Raw genomic sequence first — 22822 nt, 5'->3', positions numbered from 1 at the left:
GCCGATCCGGTTTTCAATCAGGCGCTTTTCTACAAGAGCGCCCGCGTGGCACGAAGGTGTGCCGTTCCATCCCCGCTGCTCGGGTCAAAGGAGCTTAGATGCCGGGACAGATAAAAAAGTTGATGCAACAAAATGACTCAAAGCAACCCTTCGTCGAAAAGTACCCGACGGTAAACGTGGGTCATTCTCACTAAGGCATTAAACCTGTCATACAGCGCAGGGCCGATCATACCGGGGTTTGGTGAATAAACATTCATGAAACCTGCCGTTACTTATCGCCATAGCACCCTTTTCGTTACGTCCTTATGACAAAACGGTCATTCCCTCGATGTGACTCATTGGTTAGAACTGGACACAGGTTGACGCCGCAACGGCGTCAACACCTTGGCTCGCCACGCCGGCAGCGAGCCGCCAACGGCAGAGTTTTTCTGCCAGACCTCAATTGAGGTCGACGCGACAAAAACAGTCAACAAGTGAGGGAAACACCCTATGAGAAGACTTAAGCGTGATCCGTTGGAAAGAGCATTTTTGCGCGGATATCAATATGGCGTTGGTGGCAAATCCCGTGAGCTTTGCCCATTTACTCTACCGTCGGTACGTCAAGCCTGGATCAACGGCTGGCGAGAAGGACGCGGCGACAACTGGGACGGTATGACCGGCACTGCGGGAATCCACAGACTCAACGAACTTCACGCCGTCGGCTGACACAGGCACTTATTCCGACACGACAATCTGATTTCGCAACACCCTGATCACCATGCACGTCCTTCCCGGACGGCGGGCTACGGCCCAGGGGCTCCTTCGAGGAGCCCTTTTTTATGCCTGCCGTTTATGTCCGATGATCAGCGCCTGGCGGCGATAGCGTCCACGGATTCACGGATCAGCGCCGGGCCTTTGTAGATGAAGCCGGAGTAGATCTGCACCAGGCTCGCGCCGGCAGTGATCTTCTCGGCCGCATGCTTGCCTTCGGTGATGCCGCCGGCCGCGATGATCGGCAGTTTGCCGCCCAGCTCGGACGCCAGCACTTTCACGGTATGGGTGCTCTTCTCACGCACCGGCGCACCGGACAGACCGCCCGCCTCGTCACCATGTTCCATGCCTTCGACGCCTACGCGGCTGAGGGTGGTGTTGGTGGCGATCACCGCGTCCATCCCGGTTTCGATCAGCGCTTGTGCGACCTGCGCCGTTTCTTCGTCGGTCATGTCCGGCGCGATCTTGATCGCCAGCGGAACATGCTTGCCGTGACGCAGGGCCAGTTCGGCGCGACGCGTGGCCAGATCTGCCAGCAATTGCTTGAGCGAATCACCGAATTGCAGGCTGCGCAGGCCCGGGGTGTTCGGCGAACTGACGTTGACCGTGACGTAACTGGCGTGGGCGTAGACCTTGTCCAGGCAGATCAGGTAGTCATCCACCGCACGCTCGACCGGGGTGTCGAAGTTCTTGCCGATATTGATCCCCAGCACGCCTTTGTATTTGGCCGCCGCCACCCGCGCCAACAGGTTGTCCACACCGAGGTTGTTGAAACCCATGCGGTTGATGATCGCCTCGGCTTCCGGCAGGCGGAAAATCCGTGGTTTCGGGTTGCCCGGCTGCGGGCGCGGAGTCACGGTGCCGATTTCGACAAAACCGAAACCCAGCTGCGCGAAGCCGTCGATGGCCGCGCCGTTCTTGTCCAGACCCGCCGCCAGACCGACAGGGTTCGGGAACTGCAGGCCCATGACGTTCACCGGCAGCGAAGCCGGCGCCTTGCACAGCAAGCCGTTGAGGCCCAAACGCCCGCCCGCGCCGATCAGATCCAGCGACAGATCGTGGGAGGTTTCCGGGGAAAGTTTGAACAACAGCTGACGGGCCAGGGTGTACATGGGCGGCTATGACTCGGGCGGCGAAAAGAGGCGGCGATTATAGCCGGGCATCGCCCTGCCGCGCGAGGCGCATGCGCAAATCCGCTGCGCTGGCATATGCCTTGCACCTTCCCCGATATCAGCCCGCAGGCCAATGGTGGCGTGCAGGCAAGGACAATGGCGTCGTCTCTCGGTTTTGCGCGGGCAAAGCCTCGGACGGCGTTTTTTTTGAGGGTGGCTTCATGACTCAAACCTCCGTCGGGCCACTGGCCTGGGTCAACGGCAGCGATGCCCCGGAAAAAAGCGCGATCAACCTCGGTTTCATGGCCCTGAGCGACTGCGCTTCGGTGGTGGTCGCCGCCACCCAGGGCTTTGCCCAGCCTTACGGCCTGACCTTGAATCTCAAGCGCCAGAGTTCCTGGGCCAACCTGCGGGACAATCTGGTCAGCGGTGAACTCGACGCCGCCCACAGCCTGTACGGTTTGATCTACGCGGTACATCTGGGCATCGGCGGCGTTGCTTCCATCGACATGGCGGTGCTGATGGGCCTGAACCAGAACGGCCAGAGCCTCAACCTGTCCCACGGCTTGCAGGGGCTGGGCGCGACCGGTCCTGAGGCGCTGGACCGTCATGTGCACCAAACCCGCGCAAGGCTGACCTTCGCCCAGACCTTCCCCACCGGCACCCATGCCATGTGGCTGTATTACTGGCTGGCGAGCCAGGGCATCCATCCGTTGCAGGATGTCGACAGTGTGGTGGTGCCGCCGCCGCAAATGGTCGCGCACCTGCAGGCCGGTCGCATCGACGGTTTCTGCGTCGGCGAGCCGTGGGCCGCCAGCGCCGTACAGCAGAATCTCGGTTTCACCCTGGCGACCAGCCAGACCATCTGGCCCGATCACCCGGAAAAGGTCCTCGGCTGCACCCGCGCCTTCGTCGAGCAATACCCCAACACGGCGCGGGCGCTGGTGATGGCGATCCTCGAAGCCAGCCGTTTCATCGAAGAAAACCCGGAAAACCGCCGCAGCACCGCGCACCTGCTCAGCGCCGCCGAGTACCTCGACGCCCCGGTGTCCTGCATCGAACCGCGTTTTCTCGGCGACTACGACGACGGTCTGGGCAACCGCTGGCAAGACCCGCACGCCCTGCGCTTTCACGGCGATGGTGCGGTGAATCTGCCGTATCTGTCGGACGGCATGTGGTTCATGACCCAGTTCCGCCGCTGGGGTTTGCTGCGCGACGACCCGGATTACCTCTCCGTCGCCCGTCAAGTACAGCAACTGGCACTGTACCGCGACGCCGCCAGCGCGGTCGGTGTGCAAGTCGGCACGGAGGACATGCGCAGCAGCCAGTTGATCGACGGCAAGGTCTGGGACGGCAGCGACCCCGCCGCCTACGCGCAAAGCTTCAAGCTGCACGCGTTGAGCAACACCGCCCCTCTTCTCGCCCACCGCTGACAGGAGACCGCGAACATGCTGCGCATTCTGCTGATCAACGACACGGCGAAAAAAGTCGGCCGCCTGAAAGCCGCGCTGACCGAGGCCGGCTTCGAGGTGATCGACGAATCGGGCCTGACCATCGACCTGCCGGCGCGCGTCGAAACGGTGCGCCCGGACGTGATCCTGATCGATACCGAGTCACCGGGCCGCGATGTAATGGAACAAGTGGTACTGGTCACTCGCGACCAGCCCCGGCCGATCGTGATGTTCACCGACGAGCACGACCCCGGCGTGATGCGTCAGGCGATCAAGTCCGGGGTCAGTGCCTACATCGTCGAAGGCATCCACGCACAACGCTTGCAGCCGATTCTCGACGTGGCCATGGCCCGCTTCGAAAGCGACCAGGCCCTGCGCGCCCAGCTACAGGCCCGCGACCAGCAACTGGCCGAGCGCAAACGCATCGAACTGGCCAAGGGTCTGCTGATGAAAATGAAGGACTGCAACGAAGAAGAGGCCTACACCCTGATGCGCCGCCAGGCCATGAGTCGCCAGCAGAAACTGATTCAGGTGGCAGAGCAGATCATTGCCATGAGCGAGTTGCTTGGCTGAGCTGGCACAGATCTCGCTAAGCAATCCCTACAGGTAACCAACGGCGGTTGCCCCCACCCACGACAAAGACGTCGCTCACCTCCTTCGCCCCTTTCGGCGATCCGGGTAGCGGCGTTTTTGCGTTTTGGCCCCATTGACCGGGGCCGGTGGTGCGGCCGTGGCGGCGCCCCACTGTGCTGGTTCTGATTCCTTCTCGAGATTCTCTACCGCTGAGGTGCGCGATGAATAAAAGCTTCTGGAAATCCGGCCACATCCCGACCCTGTTCGCGGCCTTCCTGTATTTCGACCTGAGCTTCATGGTCTGGTATCTGCTCGGCCCGCTGGCGGTGCAGATCGCCGCCGACCTGCACCTGACCACCCAGCAGCGCGGCCTGGTAGTGGCCACGCCGATTCTGGCCGGGGCCGTGCTGCGCTTTGCGATGGGCATGCTTGCCGATCGCCTGTCGCCGAAAACCGCCGGGCTGATCGGCCAGGTGATCGTGATCTGCGCCCTGTTCGGTGCCTGGAAACTCGGCATCCACAGCTACGAACAGGCGCTTCTGCTTGGCCTGTTCCTCGGCATGGCCGGCGCTTCGTTTGCCGTGGCGCTGCCGCTGGCCTCGCAGTGGTATCCGCCGGAGCATCAGGGCAAGGCAATGGGCATCGCCGGGGCCGGCAATTCCGGGACCGTGTTCGCGGCGCTGATCGCTCCGGTACTGGCAGCGGCGTTCGGCTGGAGCAATGTGTTCGGTTTCGCCCTGATTCCGCTGATCCTGACGCTGGTGCTGTTCTCCTGGCTGGCGAAAAACGCGCCGGAGCGACCAAAAGCCAAATCCATGGCCGACTACTTCAAGGCGTTGGGCGACCGTGACAGTTGGTGGTTCATGTTTTTCTACAGCGTCACCTTCGGCGGTTTCATCGGCCTGGCCAGCGCCCTGCCCGGCTACTTCAACGATCAATACGGCCTGAGCCCGGTCACCGCCGGCTACTACACCGCCGCCTGCGTGTTCGGTGGCAGCCTGATGCGCCCGCTGGGCGGCGCGCTGGCTGACCGTTTCGGCGGGATTCGCACGCTCTTGGCGATGTACACGGTGGCGGCGGTCTGCATCGCGGCTGTCGGCTTCAACCTGCCGAGTTCCTACGCGGCGCTGGCACTGTTCGTCTGCACCATGCTCGGTCTCGGCGCGGGTAACGGCGCGGTGTTCCAACTGGTGCCGCAGCGCTTCCGCCGCGAGATCGGCGTGATGACCGGGCTGATCGGCATGGCCGGCGGCATCGGCGGTTTTGCCCTGGCGGCCGGCATGGGTGCGATCAAACAGAGCACCGGCAGCTATCAACTGGCGCTGTGGTTGTTCGCTAGCCTTGGCGTGTTGGCATGGTTCGGCCTGCACGGCGTCAAACGTCGCTGGAGAACCACCTGGGGTTCGGCGGCCGTGACCGCTGCCCGGGTCTGAGGCCCGCATGGCCCTGCAACTGAGCTTCGCCGAAGCCAGCGTCACCGGCCCGCGCGCAGAAAATCAGGACGCCTTGCGCCTGGTTACGCCGGCCCCGGCGCTGGCTGCCAGCAAAGGGTTTCTGTTCGCCATCGCCGACGGCGTCAGCCAGTGCGCCGATGGCGGTCTGGCTGCGCGCTCGACCCTGCAGGCGCTGGCGCTGGACTACTACGCCACCCCGCAGACCTGGAGCGTGGCCCAGGCGCTGGATCGCCTGCTGCTCGCGCAAAACCGCTGGTTGCAGGCCAATGGCGGCGGCCAGCCGTTGCTCACCACCGTCAGCGCCCTGGTCATGCGCGGGAGGCGCTTCACGCTGGCGCATGTGGGGGATTGTCGGGTCTATCGCTGGCACGCCGACATCCTGCAGCGGATCACCGAGGATCACGTCTGGGAGCAACCAGGCATGCAGCACGTGCTCAAGCGTGCACTGGGACTGGATCAGCATCTGGTGCTGGATTTTCTCGACGGCGAGCTGCGTGAGGGCGAAAGCTTCGTGCTGCTCAGCGACGGTGTCTGGGCCGTGCTTGGCGACACAGCCATCGCCGGAATCCTGCGCGATCAACCGGATCTGCACAGTGCGGCACAAACGCTAGTCAACGCCGCGCACCTGGCCGGCAGCCAGGACAACGCCAGCGCCCTGCTGGTGCGGGTGGATGCCGTGGGGGAAGCGAGCATCGGCGATGCATTGATCCAGCTGCAGCAATGGCCCCTGCCCCCGACGCTCAAACCGGGCCAGATCTTCGAAGGCTGGCAGGTTCAAGGCATTGTCGGCCAAAGCCAGCAATCGCTGCTGTATCGCGTCCTCGATAGCCAAGGCCAGGCGTGGCTGTTGAAGACCTTGCCCACACGGCTGGCGGACGATGCCCACGCAGGTCAGGCCTTGCTGGCGGAGGAATGGTTTCTCAAACGCGTGGCCGGGCGACATTTCCCTGAAGTCCATGGCGCCAGTCAGCGTCAGCATTTGTATTACGTGATGCGTGAATATTCGGGAATCACCCTCGCGCGGCTGTTCGAGCAAAGCGGCCCGTTGTCGCTGCCTCAGTGGCAGGATGTGGCCGAACGCCTGTTGCGGGCCGTCGGTCTGCTGCATCGGCGGCAGATTCTGCACCGCGACATCAAACCGGAAAACCTGCTGCTGGGGGATGACGGCGAGTTGCGTCTGCTGGATTTCGGTCTGGCGTATTGTGCCGGCCTGTCGCAGGACACACCGTCAACCTTGCCCGGCACTCCTAGCTACATCGCCCCGGAGTCCTTTCGGGGTGATGCACCCGAGGCTCGTCAGGATCTGTATTCGGTGGGCGTGACGTTATATTTCCTGCTCACCGGGCACTATCCCTACGGCGAGATCGAAGCGTTTCAGCGACCGCGCTTCGGGGTGCCGGTGAGTGCGGCGCGTTATCGGCCGGATCTGCCGGAATGGCTGGCGCAGTGTCTGGAACGCGGGGTCTCGGCCGATCCGTTGCAACGCTATGAAACTGCCGAAGAATGGTTGCTCACGCTGGAACAGGGTGAACGCCGCAGCCTGAATGTACGCCCTCGCCCCTTGCTCGAACGGGAGCCGCTGAAGGTCTGGCGGACATTGGCGTTACTGGCGCTGCTGGGCAATCTGGTGCTGCTGTTCCTGTTGTTTCATGGCTGACTCGTCGCTCCATTAGCGGGCAAGCCGCATCCAATCGGTGCAAAAACCACAATGACTCTCTGGCCAATGCCCGCGCCACCTCAATGAATTCAGCGCTCAGCGCGACTTGGCACAACCACTGCATGATCGTTTTCAACTGACATTAAGCCCGACCTTCAACGACGAAGGCCAGGCTTCCCGAGAGAACGGGACAAGGACAAAGGCGTCCTCGCCAGGTAACTGGCGGGACGCCTTTTTTGTTTGCGCCATTTTTGTCGAGCAAGGCCTGACTGCCCACAAGAGGCAAGCCCGAAGCTCCCCGGAGAACCTGATGAAAAAACTCAAACTGGTGATGATCGGCAATGGCATGGCCGGGGTCCGTACCCTGGAGGAACTGCTCAAGCTGAGCAACGAACTGTACGACATCACGGTCTTCGGCGCCGAACCCCACACCAACTACAACCGCATCCTGCTGTCACCGGTGCTGGCCGGCGAACAGACCTTCGAAGAGATCGTGCTCAACGACCTCGACTGGTACCTGGAAAACGGCATCAAACTGCTGCTCAACCGCAAAGTGGTGGAGATCGACCGGGTCAAACGCCGGGTGATCGCCGAGGACGGCACCGAGGCCGAATACGATCGTCTGCTGATCGCCACCGGCTCGACCCCGTTCATCCTGCCGATCCCCGGCAATACCTTGCAGGGCGTGATCGGTTACCGCGACATCGCCGACACCCAGGCGATGATCGACACCGCCAAGACCCACAAGCACGCCGTGGTGATCGGCGGCGGCCTGCTCGGCCTCGAAGCGGCCAACGGCCTGATGTTGCGCGGCATGCACGTCACCGTGGTGCACCTCGGTGAATGGCTGCTGGAGCGGCAACTGGACAAGACCAGCGGCCAGCTCCTGCAAACCGCCCTCGAATCCCGTGGCCTGCACTTTCGCCTGTGCGAACAGACCCAGGCCCTGCACGACGCCGGCAACGGCCGGGTCGGCTCGGTGCAATTCAAGAACGGCGACATCATTCCTGCCGATCTCGTCGTCATGGCCGCCGGTATCCGCCCCAATACCGAGCTCGCGGAAAAGGCCGGCATCCCGTGCAACCGCGGGATTCTGGTCAACGACACCCTGCAAACCTACGACCCGCGTATCTATGCCATCGGCGAATGCGCCAGCCACCGCGGCATCGCCTACGGTCTGGTCGCGCCGCTGTTCGAACAGGCCAAGGTCTGCGCCAACCACTTGGCGCAACTGGGTTTTGCCCGTTATCAGGGCTCGGTGACGTCGACCAAATTGAAGGTCACCGGCATCGACCTGTTTTCCGCTGGCGACTTCATGGGCGGCGAAGGCACCGAGACCATCACCCTCTCCGACCCGATCGGCGGGGTGTACAAAAAACTGGTGATCAAGGATGACGTTTTGGTCGGCGCCTGTCTGTACGGCGATACGGCGGATGGCGGTTGGTATTTCCGGCAGATTCGTGAGAATCACGCCATCGGCGAGATCCGCGATCACCTGATGTTTGGAGAAAACGCTTTAGGCGACGTAGGACATCAAGGCCAGGACAAAGCCATGAGCATGGCCGACAACGCCGAAGTCTGCGGCTGCAACGGCGTGTGCAAGGGCACCATCGTCAAGGCGATTCAGGAACACGGCCTGTTCAGCGTCGACGAAGTGAAGAAACACACCAAGGCCGCCAGCTCCTGCGGCTCCTGCGCCGGGCTGGTCGAGCAGATCCTGATCAACACGGTCGGCGGCGCGGCGGACGTCAAACCGAAAAGCGAAAAAGCCATCTGCGGTTGCAGCGACCTCAACCACGGCCAGATCCGTCAGGCCACCCGCGAGCAGCACCTGCTGACCATCGCCGGCACCATGAGCTACCTCAACTGGCGCACCCCGAACGGCTGCGCCACCTGCCGCCCGGCCCTCAACTATTACCTGATTTCCACCTGGCCCGGCGAAGCCAAGGACGATCCGCAGTCGCGCCTGATCAACGAGCGGGCCCACGCCAACATTCAGAAGGACGGCACCTACTCGGTCGTTCCGCGGATGTGGGGCGGCGTGACCAATCCGTCGGAACTGCGACGGATCGCCGACGTGGCGGACAAATATCAGGTGCCGATGGTCAAGGTCACCGGCGGCCAGCGCATCGACCTGCTGGGGATCAAGAAGCAGGACCTGCCCGGTGTGTGGAAAGACCTCGACATGCCGTCCGGCCACGCCTACGGCAAATCCATCCGCACCGTAAAAACCTGCGTCGGCAGCGAGTTCTGCCGCTTCGGCACGCAGAATTCGACCCAGTTGGGCATCGACCTCGAACACGATCTGTTCAACATGTGGTCGCCGCACAAAGTGAAGCTGGCGGTCTCCGGATGCCCGCGCAACTGCTCGGAAGCAGGGATCAAGGACGTAGGAATCATCGGCGTCGATTCCGGCTGGGAGATGTACATCGGTGGCAACGGCGGGATCAAGACCGAGGTCGCCGAGTTCTTCGTCAAGCTCAAGACCGCCGAGGAAGTGCGCGAATACAACGGCGCATTCCTGCAGCTGTACCGCGAAGAAGCCTTCTACCTCGAACGCACCGTGCACTACCTGCAACGGGTCGGCATGGAGCACATCAAGAAAGCCGTGCTGGAAGATCCCGAGCGCCGCAAGGCCCTGAACGAGCGCCTGCAATTCTCCCTGTCGTTCGAACAGGACCCGTGGAAAGAACGCCTCGCCCAGCCGCAACTGAAGAAAGAGTTCGACGTGATTCCCGTGAAAAACCTGGAGGTGCCGGCATGAACTGGCTCGATATCTGTGCCCTGGAAGAGATCAACGCCCTCGGTTCGCGGATCATCGCCGGGCCCAAAGGTGACATCGCGATCTTTCGCACAAGCGACGATGAGGTTTTCGCACTCGACGACCGCTGCCCGCACAAGGGCGGCCCGCTGTCACAAGGCCTGATCTACGGCAAACGTGTCGCCTGCCCGCTGCACAACTGGCAGATCGACCTGCAATCCGGCGAAGCCCAGGCTCCGGATATCGGCTGCGCGCACCATCACCCGGCCCGGGTCGAAAACGGCCGCGTGCAACTGGCCCTGCGGGACGCCGTCTGATGAACCGCCAGACGACCGCCTCGACCTGCTGTTATTGCGGGGTCGGCTGCGGCGTGCTGATCGAGCATGACGGCGAGCGCATTCTCGGCGTCAGCGGCGATCCGGCGCATCCGGCCAACTTCGGCAAGCTGTGCAGCAAGGGCTCGACCCTGCACCTGACCGGCGATCTGGCGGCACGGGCGTTGTACCCGGAATTGCGCTTGGGCAAGGGTTTGGCGCGCAGCCGCTGCGACTGGAACACCGCGCTGGAACACGCCGCCAATGTGTTCGCCGAAACCATCGCCGAACACGGCCCGGACAGCGTGGCGTTCTACATCTCCGGGCAGTTACTGACCGAGGATTACTACGCCTTCAACAAACTGGCGCGGGCGCTGGTCGGCACCAACAACATCGACAGTAATTCACGGCTTTGCATGTCTTCGGCGGTGGTCGGTTACAAACGCAGCCTCGGCGCCGACGCACCACCGTGCGGCTACGAGGACCTGGAGCTGAGCGATTGCGTGATGATCGTCGGCAGTAACATGGCCTACGCCCACCCGGTACTTTTTCGTCGTCTTGAAGAGGCCAAATCCCGCCGCCCGCAGATGAAAGTCATCGTCATCGACCCACGGCGCACTGACACCTGTGATCTCGCCGACCTGCATCTGGCGATTCTGCCGGGCACCGATGTCGCTTTGTTCCATGGGATTTTGCATCTGCTGTTGTGGGAAGACTGGATCGACCGCTACTTCATCAAGGCCCACACCGAAGGCCTCGCCGAGCTGAAAAGCCTAGTGCGTGATTACACGCCGGCGATGGTTTCGCAGCTGTGCGGGATCAGTGTCGAGCAGTTGCAGCAATGCGCCGAATGGGTCGGCACCGCGCCGAGTTTCCTGTCGCTGTGGTGCATGGGGTTGAACCAGTCCACCGCCGGCAGCGCGAAGAACAGCGCCCTGATCAACCTGCACCTGGCCACCGGGCAAATCGGCCGGCCCGGTGCAGGACCTTTTTCCCTGACCGGTCAGCCGAATGCCATGGGCGGGCGGGAAACCGGCAGCCTCTCCAACCTGTTACCCGGTCATCGTGAGGCTGCCAACCCGGAGCACCGCGCAGAAGTGGCGGCGTATTGGGGCGTGGATTCGCTGCCGGAAAACACCGGCCTCAGCGCCATCGAACTGTTTGAACAGGTGCGCAACGGCAAGATCAAGGCATTGTGGATTGCCTGCACCAACCCGGCGCAATCGATGCCGGACCAAAACGCCGTGCGCGCAGCGCTGGATGCCTGCCCCTTCGTGGTGTTGCAGGAAGCGTTTCGCACCACCGAAACCGCAGCGTTTGCCGACCTGCTGTTGCCGGCGGCCAGTTGGGGCGAGAAGGAAGGCTCGGTGACCAACTCCGAGCGGCGCATTTCCCACGTCCGCAAAGCCATTGCCGCACCGGGTGAAGCGCGACCGGACTGGGCGATCACGGTGGATTTCGCACAACGCCTGGAGAAACGGCTGCGTCCGCAACAGCCGAGCCTGTTTGCGTTTGATCGCCCTGCGCAATTGTTCGATGAATTCAAGGTACTGACCCGTGGCCGCGATCTGGACCTCTCCGGAATCAGTCATGAATTGCTCGACGAAATCGGGCCGCAGCAATGGCCGTTTCCTCAGGGCGCCCGGCAAGGCACGCCACGGCTGTACCGCGACGGCATATTTCCTACGGCCAGTGGTCGCGCGCAGTTCATTGCCGATCCCTATCGCGCCGCCAAGGAACAACGGGACGCACGCTTTCCCCTGACCCTGATCACCGGCCGCCTGCGTGATCAATGGCACGGTATGAGCCGCACCGGCACAGCCGCGCAGTTGTTCGGGCATGTCAGTGAAGCAGTGCTGAGTCTGCACCCGGACGAATTGCGCCGGCACCGTTTGCAACCGGGGGATCTGGTGAATCTGAAGAGCCGGCGGGGAGCGGTGATCGTGGCGGTCGCCAGCGATGACAGTGTGCGTCCGGGCCAGGCCTTTCTGCCGATGCACTGGGGTGACCGTTTTCTCAAGGGAGGCGTGAATTGCCTGACCCTGCCCGCTTTTGATCCCTTGTCGAAACAACCGGAACTCAAGCACAGCGGTGTACGCCTGGAGACGGTGAGTCTGCCCTGGCAGCTTTTCGCACTGATCGAGGGCGATGTTCAACGGCACTTCGAGGCGCTTCGGCCGCTGTGTGAGGCGTTTTCCTACGTCAGCCTCAGCCTTGTCGGTCGCGAGCGTCCGGCGTTGCTGATACGCGCTGCCAGCGCCACGGCGCCCGATCCGCAATTGCTGCGCGAAATCGATCAGTGCCTGGCCCTGATCGAGGGCCCGGTGCTGGCCTACGACGATCCGCGCCGGGCCATTGGCAAACGGGTACGCATTGAGAGCGGGCGAATCACGGCGATCCGCCTCGCTGGCGAGACCCTCGCCCAGCATTGGCTGCAAGGCCTGTGGCTGGAGGGCCGCGCGGACGAACAACTGCGGCGCTGGCTGCTGGCGCCGATGAGCGCGCCGCCAGGCAATGCCGGCGTGCAAAGCGTTGCCGACAAGACCTTGTGCAATTGCAGGAACGTCAGCCATAGCGCGGTCTGCGCCGGGATTCGTGAAGGTCTGGATTTGCAGGGTTTGAAAAACACACTGGGCTGCGGCACGCAATGCGGTTCCTGCGTCCCGGAAATCAAGCGTTTGCTGGCCGCCGAAGCACGGCCGGTCGCCGCCATCTGAAGAGGAAAACGCCATGAACGCAAAAGTCTGGCTGGTGGGCGCAGGTCCCGGCGACCCTGAATTGCTGACGCTCAAAGCCGTGCGTGCCCTGCACGAAGCGGATGTGGTGCTGATCGACGATCTGGTCAATGACGCCGTGCTGGAGCACTGCCCTGGCGCGCGGATCATTCCGGTCGGCAAGCGCGGCGGCTGTCGCTCGACGCCTCAGGCATTCATTCATCGGCTGATGCTGCGTTATGCCCGCCAAGGCAAATGCGTGGTTCGCCTCAAGGGTGGCGACCCCTGCATCTTCGGCCGGGGTGGCGAGGAAGCGCAGTGGCTGCGTGAGCGCGGGGTTGAAGTGGAGTTGGTCAATGGCATCACTGCCGGGCTGGCCGGGGCGACGCAGTGTGATATTCCGCTGACTTTGCGCGGCGTGGCGCGGGGTGTGACGCTGGTTACCGCGCACACTCAGGATGACAGTCAGGTGAACTGGCAAGCGCTGGCGCAGAGTGGAACGACTTTGGTGATCTACATGGGAGTCGCCAGGCTCAGCGAGATTCGTGAGCAATTGCTGGCAGGCGGGATGGCGATGGAGACGCCGGTGGCGATGATCGAGAACGCATCCCTGCCGCAGCAGCGGGAATGCCGGAGCGATCTGACGGGGATGGAGGAAGCGGCCAACAGGTTCCAGCTCAAGAGTCCGGCCATTCTGGTGATTGGTGCGGTGGCGGCGGCCCGATCCGGTTTGCTCGCCTGGCCGGCCGATCAGTCAGCCTGATCATCTGGTTTCACCAAATCGCAGACAAAGAAAAGCCCGGCATAAGCCGGGCTTTTCTCAAAGCAGCGAGCTAATTACTTAGCTTGAGCTTCAACCTGAGCTTCTACGCGACGGTTAACGGCGCGGCCAGCTTCGGTTTTGTTGTCAGCAACTGGACGGGTTTCGCCGTAGCCAATCGACTGAACGCGGGACGATTCAACACCGTACTGGTTAACCAGAACTTGCTTAACGGCGTTTGCACGACGCTCGGACAGTTTCTGGTTGTAAGCGTCAGGACCGACGGAGTCAGTGTGACCTTCAACAGTGGTGTGAGTCGATGGGTACTGCTTCATGAAGTCAGCCAGGTTCTTGATGTCAGCGTAGCTGTTTGGCTTGACGACCGACTTGTCGAAGTCGAACTTCACGTCCAGCTCTACACGAACAACTTCAGCAACTGCCGGGCAGCCATCAGCGTCAACAGTTACGTTGGCTGGGGTGTTCGGGCACTTGTCAACGTTGTCGCAAACGCCATCGTTGTCGCTGTCGGAGCAGACTTCAGCTGGTGCTGGAACTGGAGCAGCAGCAGGCTTGTTGCCGCCACCGAAGTTCACGCCCAGACCGATTACTGGAGCGTAGTTCCAGCGACCGTTGTCCAGTTTGTAGTCAGCGTCTACACCAGCACGGGCGTAGAAGTTTTCAGCGAAGTAGTACTTAACGCCAGCGCCAGCGTTCAGGTAGGTCGACTGGTCGCGACCGGTGTGGCCGTCAGCGGCTACATTGGTCAGGCTGCCGTGCTTCACACCGCCAGCAACGTAAGGACGCAGAGCGTCACCAGCGTTGTTGAAGTGGTACTGAGCGATCAGGCCGAAGTTGTCGCCATCCAGCTTCTGGCTGCCAGTGCCGTCATTCGAACGGGTGTGGTTGTTCTTGTCGTAGGTGAAGTTCAACGACACGTCGTCGGTCAAGAAGTAACCGATAGAGGCGCCTGGGTTGAAGCCGTCTTCGACATGGTTAACGCTGTCGTTGTACTGCTTCTTGTAGAACAGTTCGCCTTCAACTGCGCCTTGGCCTTGTGCCAGTGCGCCGAACGAAGTAGCGGCAATCAAAGAACCAATGGCCAAGCCCAAGGTGTTTTTCAGTTTCATCCGTTAAATCCCCATCTGGTGATTGTGAAGCAGTCCCGCAAACCGGGGGACAACTCGGCGGCAAGTCTATCAGAACTTGCCTACACGTAAGAGATATTTGCGCCGAACTAAGTTTCAGCAATGCCTGCAAATTTCTCACGCAATTTATCTAGAGCACGTTTGTACCGCATTTTTGTAGCACTCAAACCCATGTGCATGATGTCTGCGATCTCCTGAAATTCCAGCTCTGCGACAAAACGTAGCACCAGAATTTCACGGTCAATCGGGTTCACATACACCAGCCAGCGATCAAGTCCACCCTTCTCCTCGGGTTTCGGCGCCTTTTCTTCGGACGCTTCCTCGAGGGGGTCAAGACTCAGTGCGTCCATCAAGCGACGCTTTCGCCGTTCCTTCCGATACTGCGTGATGCATTCGTTGTAAGTGATGCTATATAGCCATGTCTTGAACTTCGATTTCCCCTCGAAATTCTTCAGGCCGTACAGCACCTTCAGCATCACTTCCTGACAGACATCGTCTGCGTCGCGATCGTTCCCAAGATACCGCGCACAAACGTTAAATAGTGTTCGCTGGTAACGCCGCATCAGTTCTTCATAGGCGCGCGTCACGTGAAACAGCTCGGTATGCGAGCGCGCGACCAACTCCTCATCAGAGAGCTCGCGGGGGTCGTAGCGCGTGGATAGCGTTTGGGCTTTATTCAAAACAAGTCGTGCCGACAGTCAGGTCAATGTCCACCGCTGCCAGCATCAGCTGGCATTTTGCGGCGGCATACATTAGCAGGGTTTGCCGGATTAGCGGCTACTCACATGCTGTTCCAGCAGGATCCGATTGGAGAGAGAGACTAGCTCACCCTCATCGGTCAGCAATGTGGTCTTAACCGTGCCGATCTCTTCGATCTGGCCTTCGACCTCGCCAACACGCACTTGTTGCCCAACCTGATACAACTCACGCACATAGATTCCCGCAAGAATCTGACCGGCAATTTCCCGGCTTCCCAAACCCATGGCCAGCGCAACCGCCAGACCAACGGTAATCAATACAATGACGATCACATGGTTCAGCAGGTCGGTCTTGACCTCGAGCTGACTGATCGCGACCGAGATACTGATGATGATCACCAGACCCTGGGCAATACGCCCAAGTCCTGAAGCGTAGTCCAGTCCGACGCCTTCTGCCGCACCGCGCACCAGACCGTTGGCCAGTTGCGCCAGCAATACACCCACCAGCAATACCAGCGCGGCGCCGAAAACTTTCGGCACATACAGCGCCAACATGTCCAGCGTAGCTGAAACGCGCTCAAGTCCAAGGGATTCTGCCGCAGAAACCAGGAAAATCAGCAGAACGAACCAATATACGATTTTTCCGATCAGGGTCGAGATCGGCACTTGCAGTCCCGCACGGGACATCAATTTGGTCAGGCCGGTGCCGCCCATCAGGCGGTCAAGGCCGAGTTTGGCGAGCAGCTTGGACAGCAAGGTGTCCAGCAGCTTGGCCACGACGAAGCCCAACAGCAGCACCACCAGTGCGCCGAACAGGTTCGGGATGAAATTAGCGACTTTGGTCCACAACGCAGTCATTGCCGTGACGAGGCTCTGAGTCCAGAGATCAAGTTCCATATTCAATCAGCCTTATCAGCAGTGCGAGCGTTAGGTTTACGGAGACGGGAAACCGGCGCGACATGAGCCGAGCCGTTGTTCAGGGCGATCATCAGCGCGGGCAGCCAGCGGCCCAGCAGGCTGAACAGATCACCGGCGCCGACCTGGCGGTTGGCGGTTTTGAGTACGCGGCCCAGGCAGGCATCGTCGTCGCGGCCGGACGGCGAGGCGTTGAGCATGTCGCGCAAAGACTGTTCAAACGGATCGTGCATACGCACCTCTCGTGATGTCTGTGAAAGACGCGGGCAGATTTGGTCGGGTCACATGATGCATCGTCATACCCAGCGCAATCGGCGGAACAACCACCATTGTCCGAGGGCCACCAGAACCATCAGCAGGCATGCCACCAGGAAGCCGTAAGGGTTTCCGGAAAGCGGAATTCCGCCGACATTGATCCCCAGCAGGCCGGTGAGAAAACTCATCGGCAGGAAGATCCCGGTGATGATCCCGAAGCGGTACATGGTGCGATTCATGCGCACGCTCAAACGCCGGTCTTCGGTGTCCAGCACAAGCCCCACGCGCTCTCGGGTCAATTCGAGCTCTTCGAGATAGCGGGTCAGGCTGTTGTTCAATTCGTTCCAGTAGTCCGCGTCGTCGTCGACGAACCATGGCAGTTTTATCCGCGTCAGCTGTCCGAAAATATCCCGCTGCGGTGCGAGAAAACGCTTCAGTCCGGCCGCCCGGCGACGGATGTGCAAAACGGCTCCGTGCTCGGGGGTATACCGTTCGTCGGCATCCAGCTTTTCTTCCTCATCATCGACCACTTCCGAGAGGCAAGTGACCAGATCCTGCACCTTGTTGGTGAGGTATTGCGCCAGATAAAGAATGAGTTCGGACGAGGTTTTCGGGCCCTTGCCCTCCCCCAGCATCGCCAGCAGTTCATCGGTGGCGCGCAAGGGGCGCAAACGCAGGGAAATCACACGCTGGGCCGACGCGAAAATCCGCACCGAGACCATGTCTTCCGGCTCGGCACCGGGATTGAGGTTGACCCCGCGCAAAAACAGCAGCAATTCGGAATCGGGCAACGGCAGCAGCCGTGGACGGGTGTTCTCTTCCAGCAGCAGATCGCAGGTGAATTCGTTGAGTCCGCTGGACTTGCGCAGCCAGGTCTGGGTCTGCGGGTGACTGCGATCCCAGTGCAGCCACAGGCTCTCATGGGCCTGCAGCTGCAGATCGTCGAGTTCAGTCCGGGCTATCGAACGCGCACCGCCTTTACCGTCCAGCACCAGGGCATGCACCAGCCCCCATTGCGCGTTTTCTTCCTCGAACATCCTCACCCCGGTTCTTGCCGCGATTTATTCAGGCATTTTCAGCGGGCTCGGCGAGATGATCACGCCGTTGTTGTCCGCATAAATGTATTGGCCCGGATGAAAGGTGACACCCGCGAAAGTCACCGGCACGTTGAGATCGCCGATACCGCGCTTGTCGGTCTTCATCGGGTGGCTGGCCAGCGCCTGCACGCCGAGATCGGTCTGGGCGATGACATCCACGTCACGGATGCAACCGTAGATCACCAGCCCTTCCCAACCGTTTTTCGAGGCCTTGTCGGCCAGCATGTCGCCCAGCAGCGCACGCCGCAGGGAACCGCCGCCATCGACCACCAGCACCTTGCCGTTGCCCTTGAGTTCAACCTGTTCCTTGACCAGCGAGTTGTCTTCGAAGCATTTGATGGTCACGATTTCGCCGCCGAAGGAATCACGGCCGCCGAAATTGCTGAACATCGGTTCCAGCACCTGCACCAGCTCCGGATAGGCGTCGCACAGGTCAGGCGTGAGGTAATGGTTCATCGAATAACTCCTGTAACAAGGAAGACGATCAAGGATGTCGCACTCTTTTGAAACGAGATCCGGCGGTCGCTGTTTACCTTAGTTCATGCAATGGTCGCTGAGCGAACCTGAACACAAGCTGAAACGTAATAGCGAAACAGTCACCAAATGTGACCGGAACCGTCCAATGCGTCATATCTTAGCCGCAAGCCGACTCGAACGAAATGCCCTTTCAGAGCCCTCCGCTCATCCTGCCGCCGCCATATCCACCTTTTCGCCGACCAATGGCGTGTACTGATCCGCCAGCCAGCGCGCCACCAGCGGCCAGACTTCCGCCTGGGCGGCCTTGCTCACCAGCATCTCGACATGGCCGAAATTTTCGCTGAAGCCCTGCTCGCGCCCCAGATTGATGAATTGCTTGTGCTCGGAGCCAATCTGCTCGAACAGTTTGCGGCAGGCCCAAGCCGGATCCTGATGATCGCCAGCCGCCGTCACTGCCAACACCGGCACCTGAACATCGGCAAGCCCCGCCCACCAATCCTTGTCCTTGTCACCGAAACGCCCGAACAGGCCGTACCAGCGCATGCTTTCCAGCGCGAGACCGATCGGTTCGTCTTCCGGGCCACGCTTGAGCCGCGAGCCGGACAACTGGGCAAAACGCTTGAGAATGAAACGCCCGCTCCACTCCACCGGTGGAATTTTCAGCGGCCAGTAGGTACGACTGACCTGCGTGCCGAAAAACGCCGCCGACGCCACGGCCGGTTCGCCGAGGTATTCGCCGCCCAGCGCGGCTGCGAGCGTAATGCCGCCCAGCGAATGACCGATCCAGTGCGGAATCTGCCCGCTCTGCTCACGCACGAACGCAGCGATGGCCGGCAGATCGTAACGGGCGTAGTCGGCGACGCGGTTGCGGCGGTAGTCCTCGTTACGCTGGGACATGCCGTGGCCACGCATTTCAGGGATCCATACATCGAAACCCAGGCGCGTCAGATGAGCACCCAGACCCAGGCCTTTCGGGGAAAACCAGAAGCGTCGGTTGGAGAAGCTGCCATGCAGCAGGATCACCGGCACACCGCGTGTCGCCGGCTCATCGGCCATGCCGAGACGGGTCACCGCGATTTCCACGGACCAGTCGGGGCTGTTGCCCGGTTTCAAACGGTAGATGTCTTCGCTCAGATCACCGCGACGTTCGGCGCTGATCAGAGCGACAGGAAAAAGGTTGCTGCTGCTTTGCATAATGCTCTTGCACAAAAAAGGGCGGCATCCGGAGAGCTCGCCCTACTTCAATCTTAAAGCCCCGACCCGGTTCAGCAGGCCGGGGCTTCATTCACGACTTATTCCGCCTGACCTTCGGCCAGGAAGAACCAGGTTTCCAGCACGGTGTCCGGGTTCAGGGAAACGCTTTCGATGCCCTGTTCCATCAGCCACTTGGCCAGGTCCGGGTGGTCCGAAGGGCCCTGACCGCAGATGCCGATGTACTTGCCGGCCTTGTTGCACGCGGCAATCGCGTTGGCCAGCAGCTTCTTGACCGCCGGATTACGCTCGTCGAACAGATGCGCGATGATCCCGGAGTCACGGTCCAGGCCCAGTGTCAGCTGGGTCAGGTCGTTGGAACCGATCGAGAAACCGTCGAAGAATTCGAGGAATTCTTCAGCCAGGATCGCGTTGGACGGCAGTTCGCACATCATGATCACGCGCAGGCCGTTGTCGCCGCGCTTCAGGCCGTTTTCGGCCAGCAGATCGACCACCTGGCTCGCTTCGCCCAGGGTACGGACGAACGGCACCATGATTTCGACGTTGGTCAGGCCCATCTCGTTGCGCACGCGTTTCAGCGCACGGCACTCGAGTTCGAAGCAGTCACGGAACGATTCGCTGATGTAACGCGAAGCGCCACGGAAGCCCAGCATCGGGTTTTCTTCTTCCGGCTCGTACAGCTTGCCGCCGATCAGGTTGGCGTATTCGTTGGACTTGAAGTCCGACAGACGCACGATGACCTTCTTCGGTGCGAACGCAGCCGCCAGGGTGCTGATGCCTTCGACCAGTTTTTCGACGTAGAAGCCGACCGGATCGTCGTAACCGGCGATGCGCTTGTCGACGCTTTCTTTGATGTCCTGCGGCAGGCCGTCGTAGTTCAACAGCGCTTTCGGGTGGACGCCGATCATGCGGTTGATGATGAATTCCAGACGGGCCAGGCCCACACCGGCGTTCGGCAACTGCGCGAAGTCGAAGGCGCGGTCCGGGTTGCCGACGTTCATCATGATCTTGAACGGCAGCTCCGGCATGGCGTCCACGGAGTTCTTCTTGATGTCGAAGCCCAGTTCGCCTTCGAAGATGTAACCGGTGTCGCCTTCGGCGCAGGACACGGTCACGCCCTGGCCGTCCTTCAGCAGCTGGGTGGCGTTGCCGCAACCGACGACTGCAGGAATACCCAGCTCACGGGCGATGATCGCCGCGTGGCAGGTACGGCCGCCACGGTTGGTGACGATGGCGCTGGCGCGCTTCATGACCGGTTCCCAGTCCGGGTCGGTCATGTCGGAGACCAGCACGTCGCCCGGCTGGACTTTGTCCATTTCCGACACGTCGCGGATGATCCGCACCTTGCCCGCGCCGATGCGCTGGCCGATGGCACGACCTTCCACCAGCACGGTGCCGGTTTCCTTCAGCAGGTAACGTTCCATGACGTTGGCCTGGGTGCGGCTCTTCACGGTTTCCGGACGGGCCTGCACGATGTACAGCTTGCCGTCGTCACCGTCCTTGGCCCATTCGATGTCCATCGGGCAGCCGTAGTGCTTCTCGATGATCATCGCCTGTTTGGCCAGTTCGCTGACTTCTGCGTCGGTCAGGCAGAAACGTGCGCGGTCGGCCTTGTCGACATCGACGGTCTTCACGGAACGACCGGCCTTGGCCTCGTCGCCGTAAATCATCTTGATGGCCTTGCTGCCCAGGTTGCGACGCAGGATCGCCGGACGACCGGCCTCCAGCGTGCCCTTGTGGACATAGAATTCGTCCGGGTTCACCGCGCCTTGTACGACGGTTTCACCCAAGCCGTAGGCGCCGGTGATGAACACCACGTCACGGAAGCCGGATTCGGTATCGAGGGTGAACATCACGCCGGCGGTGCCGGTTTCCGAACGCACCATGCGCTGCACGCCGGCAGACAGGGCGACCAGTTTGTGGTCGAAGCCCTGGTGCACGCGGTAGGAAATGGCACGGTCGTTGAACAGGGAAGCGAACACTTCCTTGGCCGCGCGGATGACGTTTTCCACGCCACGGATGTTCAGGAAGGTTTCCTGCTGACCGGCGAACGAAGCGTCCGGCAGGTCTTCGGCGGTGGCGGAAGAACGCACGGCCACGGCCACATCGGGATTACCGGCCGACAGCGCGGCGAACGCGGTGCGGATCTCGGTGTTCAGTTTTTCAGGGAATTCGGCTTCCATGATCCATTGACGGATCTGGGCGCCGGTCTTGGCCAGCGCATTGACGTCATCGACGTCCAGGGCGTCGAGAGCCTTGTGGATCTGGTCGTTGAGGCCGCTCAGCTCGAGAAAGTCGCGATAGGCCTGCGCGGTGGTGGCGAAGCCGCCGGGGACCGACACACCGGCACCGGCCAGGTTGCTGATCATCTCGCCCAGGGATGCGTTCTTGCCCCCCACATGCTCAACATCGTGTTTGCCGAGCTTATCGAGGGAAACTACGTACTCTACCAAGGTGATCTCTCCACTAACTGTGTTGGAAAAGCTCAGAAACCGGCGGCTCGGGGGAGCATCGGCCGGTTGTATGGCCTGGACCTGGAAAATAAGTGAGAATGCGGGCCATTGGCGGCCGACAAATCACGCCTATCATATCCAGAAATACTCATTAGCTTAAGGCCCAAGGTGCAAATGAAACGATCTGCTTTCTTTATCTCCGATGGCACCGGCATTACTGCCGAAACCCTGGGTCAAAGCCTTCTGGCGCAGTTCGAAAACATTACCTTCACCAAACTCACGCGGCCCTACATCGACAACGCGGACAAAGCGCGGGCCATGGTACAACAAATCAACAAAGCCGCTGAAACCGATGGTTTCCGGCCGATTATCTTCGACACCATCGTCAATCAGGACATCCGTGAGATTCTCGCAACCTCCAATGGTTTCATGATCGACATTTTCTCGACGTTCCTCGCCCCGCTCGAACAGGAACTGACCGAGCATTCTTCCTACACCGTCGGCAAGTCCCATTCGATCGGCCACAACTCCAACTACATGGAGCGGATCGAGGCGGTGAACTTCGCCCTCGACAACGACGACGGCGCGCGCACCCACTATTACGACAAGGCCGACCTGATACTAGTGGGCGTGTCGCGTTGTGGTAAGACGCCGACGTGTCTGTACATGGCGATGCAGTTCGGCATCCGCGCGGCCAACTACCCGCTGACCGAAGACGACATGGAGCGTCTGCAACTGCCGGCCGCCCTGCGCGCCCACCAGCACAAGCTGTTCGGCCTGACCATCGATCCGGACCGCCTCACCGCGATCCGCAACGAACGCAAACCCAACAGCCGCTATTCGAGCTACGCCCAGTGCGAATTCGAAGTGCGTGAGGTGGAGAACCTGTTCCGTCGCGAAAACATCCCGCACATCAACTCCACGCATTTTTCCGTGGAAGAGATTTCGGCGAAGATCCTCGTGGAAAAAGGCGTGGAACGGCGGTTCAAGTAACCCCGACCCGGCCAACCTGTCCGCAGGCTGA

19 protein-coding genes are annotated in these 22822 nt (G+C 61.1%); 10 read left to right on the top strand and 9 right to left on the bottom strand.

Features of this window, described 5'->3' with window-relative positions; genetic code table 11:
* Positions 1-489: 489 nt before the first annotated feature.
* The gene (rmf, locus tag DLD99_RS09785) at positions 490-705 is read left to right on the top strand and encodes a ribosome modulation factor (protein ID WP_003223300.1); all 216 of its coding nucleotides are present in this window, start codon (positions 490-492) and stop codon (positions 703-705) included.
* 137 nt (positions 706-842) lie between these two features.
* On the opposite strand, the gene DLD99_RS09780 is transcribed toward rmf, so the two are convergent.
* A complete protein-coding gene (locus tag DLD99_RS09780; RefSeq protein WP_114882035.1) occupies positions 843-1862 on the bottom strand; it encodes a quinone-dependent dihydroorotate dehydrogenase in 1020 nt (339 codons plus the stop codon).
* A gap of 221 nt (positions 1863-2083) precedes the next feature.
* On the opposite strand from DLD99_RS09780, the gene DLD99_RS09775 reads away from it, so the two are divergent.
* The 8 genes from DLD99_RS09775 to cobA all read left to right on the top strand — a co-directional run bounded on the left by DLD99_RS09775 (position 2084) and on the right by cobA (position 13549).
* A complete protein-coding gene (locus tag DLD99_RS09775; RefSeq protein WP_114882034.1) occupies positions 2084-3295 on the top strand; it encodes a CmpA/NrtA family ABC transporter substrate-binding protein in 1212 nt (403 codons plus the stop codon).
* A 15-nt stretch (positions 3296-3310) separates the two neighbouring features.
* Positions 3311-3886 carry an ANTAR domain-containing response regulator gene (locus DLD99_RS09770; protein ID WP_114882033.1) on the top strand — a complete coding sequence of 192 codons (576 nt, stop codon included), beginning with the start codon at positions 3311-3313 and terminating at the stop codon, positions 3884-3886.
* 221 nt (positions 3887-4107) lie between these two features.
* Positions 4108-5319 carry a nitrate/nitrite transporter gene (locus tag DLD99_RS09765; RefSeq protein WP_114882032.1) on the top strand — a complete coding sequence of 404 codons (1212 nt, stop codon included), beginning with the start codon at positions 4108-4110 and terminating at the stop codon, positions 5317-5319.
* Positions 5320-5326: 7 nt separating this feature from the next.
* Positions 5327-6997, top strand: a complete 1671-nt coding sequence (locus DLD99_RS09760; protein WP_114882031.1) for a bifunctional protein-serine/threonine kinase/phosphatase — start codon at positions 5327-5329, stop codon at positions 6995-6997.
* Between the two features lie 310 nt (positions 6998-7307).
* The gene (gene nirB, locus DLD99_RS09755) at positions 7308-9761 is read left to right on the top strand and encodes a nitrite reductase large subunit NirB (protein ID WP_114882030.1); all 2454 of its coding nucleotides are present in this window, start codon (positions 7308-7310) and stop codon (positions 9759-9761) included.
* The gene (gene nirD, locus DLD99_RS09750; protein ID WP_064586764.1) at positions 9758-10075 is read left to right on the top strand and encodes a nitrite reductase small subunit NirD; all 318 of its coding nucleotides are present in this window, start codon (positions 9758-9760) and stop codon (positions 10073-10075) included. The genes nirB and nirD overlap by 4 nt, the downstream gene beginning before the upstream one ends.
* A complete protein-coding gene (locus DLD99_RS09745) occupies positions 10075-12789 on the top strand; it encodes a nitrate reductase (RefSeq protein ID WP_114882029.1) in 2715 nt (904 codons plus the stop codon). Before nirD ends, DLD99_RS09745 begins: the two co-directional genes overlap by 1 nt.
* Before the next feature lie 13 nt (positions 12790-12802).
* A complete protein-coding gene (gene cobA / locus DLD99_RS09740; RefSeq protein WP_114882028.1) occupies positions 12803-13549 on the top strand; it encodes a uroporphyrinogen-III C-methyltransferase in 747 nt (248 codons plus the stop codon).
* Positions 13550-13623: 74 nt separating this feature from the next.
* On the opposite strand, the gene DLD99_RS09735 is transcribed toward cobA, so the two are convergent.
* From DLD99_RS09735 to ppsA, 8 genes are all read right to left on the bottom strand, one after another.
* The gene (locus DLD99_RS09735; protein WP_085711904.1) at positions 13624-14673 is read right to left on the bottom strand and encodes an OmpA family protein; all 1050 of its coding nucleotides are present in this window, start codon (positions 14671-14673) and stop codon (positions 13624-13626) included.
* 107 nt (positions 14674-14780) lie between these two features.
* Entirely contained in the window at positions 14781-15371 is a 591-nt protein-coding gene (sigX, locus tag DLD99_RS09730) for an RNA polymerase sigma factor SigX (RefSeq protein ID WP_011333251.1), read from the bottom strand.
* Positions 15372-15461: 90 nt separating this feature from the next.
* Positions 15462-16286 carry a mechanosensitive ion channel family protein gene (locus tag DLD99_RS09725; RefSeq protein WP_065259736.1) on the bottom strand — a complete coding sequence of 275 codons (825 nt, stop codon included), beginning with the start codon at positions 16284-16286 and terminating at the stop codon, positions 15462-15464.
* Positions 16287-16288: 2 nt separating this feature from the next.
* Positions 16289-16537, bottom strand: coding sequence for a CrfX protein (locus DLD99_RS09720; RefSeq protein WP_065259737.1), 249 nt, complete (start codon positions 16535-16537; stop codon positions 16289-16291).
* Between the two features lie 63 nt (positions 16538-16600).
* Positions 16601-17596: a zinc transporter ZntB gene (locus DLD99_RS09715; RefSeq protein ID WP_085711903.1), complete on the bottom strand. Its 996-nt coding sequence runs from the start codon at positions 17594-17596 to the stop codon at positions 16601-16603.
* 24 nt (positions 17597-17620) lie between these two features.
* Positions 17621-18112, bottom strand: coding sequence for a ribonuclease E activity regulator RraA (gene rraA / locus DLD99_RS09710; protein ID WP_085711902.1), 492 nt, complete (start codon positions 18110-18112; stop codon positions 17621-17623).
* A 225-nt stretch (positions 18113-18337) separates the two neighbouring features.
* Positions 18338-19327: an alpha/beta fold hydrolase gene (locus DLD99_RS09705; RefSeq protein WP_114882027.1), complete on the bottom strand. Its 990-nt coding sequence runs from the start codon at positions 19325-19327 to the stop codon at positions 18338-18340.
* A 98-nt stretch (positions 19328-19425) separates the two neighbouring features.
* The gene (gene ppsA, locus DLD99_RS09700; RefSeq protein WP_085711900.1) at positions 19426-21798 is read right to left on the bottom strand and encodes a phosphoenolpyruvate synthase; all 2373 of its coding nucleotides are present in this window, start codon (positions 21796-21798) and stop codon (positions 19426-19428) included.
* A gap of 174 nt (positions 21799-21972) precedes the next feature.
* On the opposite strand from ppsA, the gene ppsR reads away from it, so the two are divergent.
* Positions 21973-22791 carry a posphoenolpyruvate synthetase regulatory kinase/phosphorylase PpsR gene (ppsR, locus tag DLD99_RS09695; RefSeq protein WP_085711899.1) on the top strand — a complete coding sequence of 273 codons (819 nt, stop codon included), beginning with the start codon at positions 21973-21975 and terminating at the stop codon, positions 22789-22791.
* The last annotated feature ends 31 nt before the right edge of the window (positions 22792-22822 follow it).

The organism is Pseudomonas kribbensis, assembly GCF_003352185.1.
In the GTDB taxonomy this organism is placed as follows: domain Bacteria; phylum Pseudomonadota; class Gammaproteobacteria; order Pseudomonadales; family Pseudomonadaceae; genus Aquipseudomonas; species Aquipseudomonas kribbensis.
This window is presented reverse-complemented; position numbering and strand designations above follow the sequence as displayed.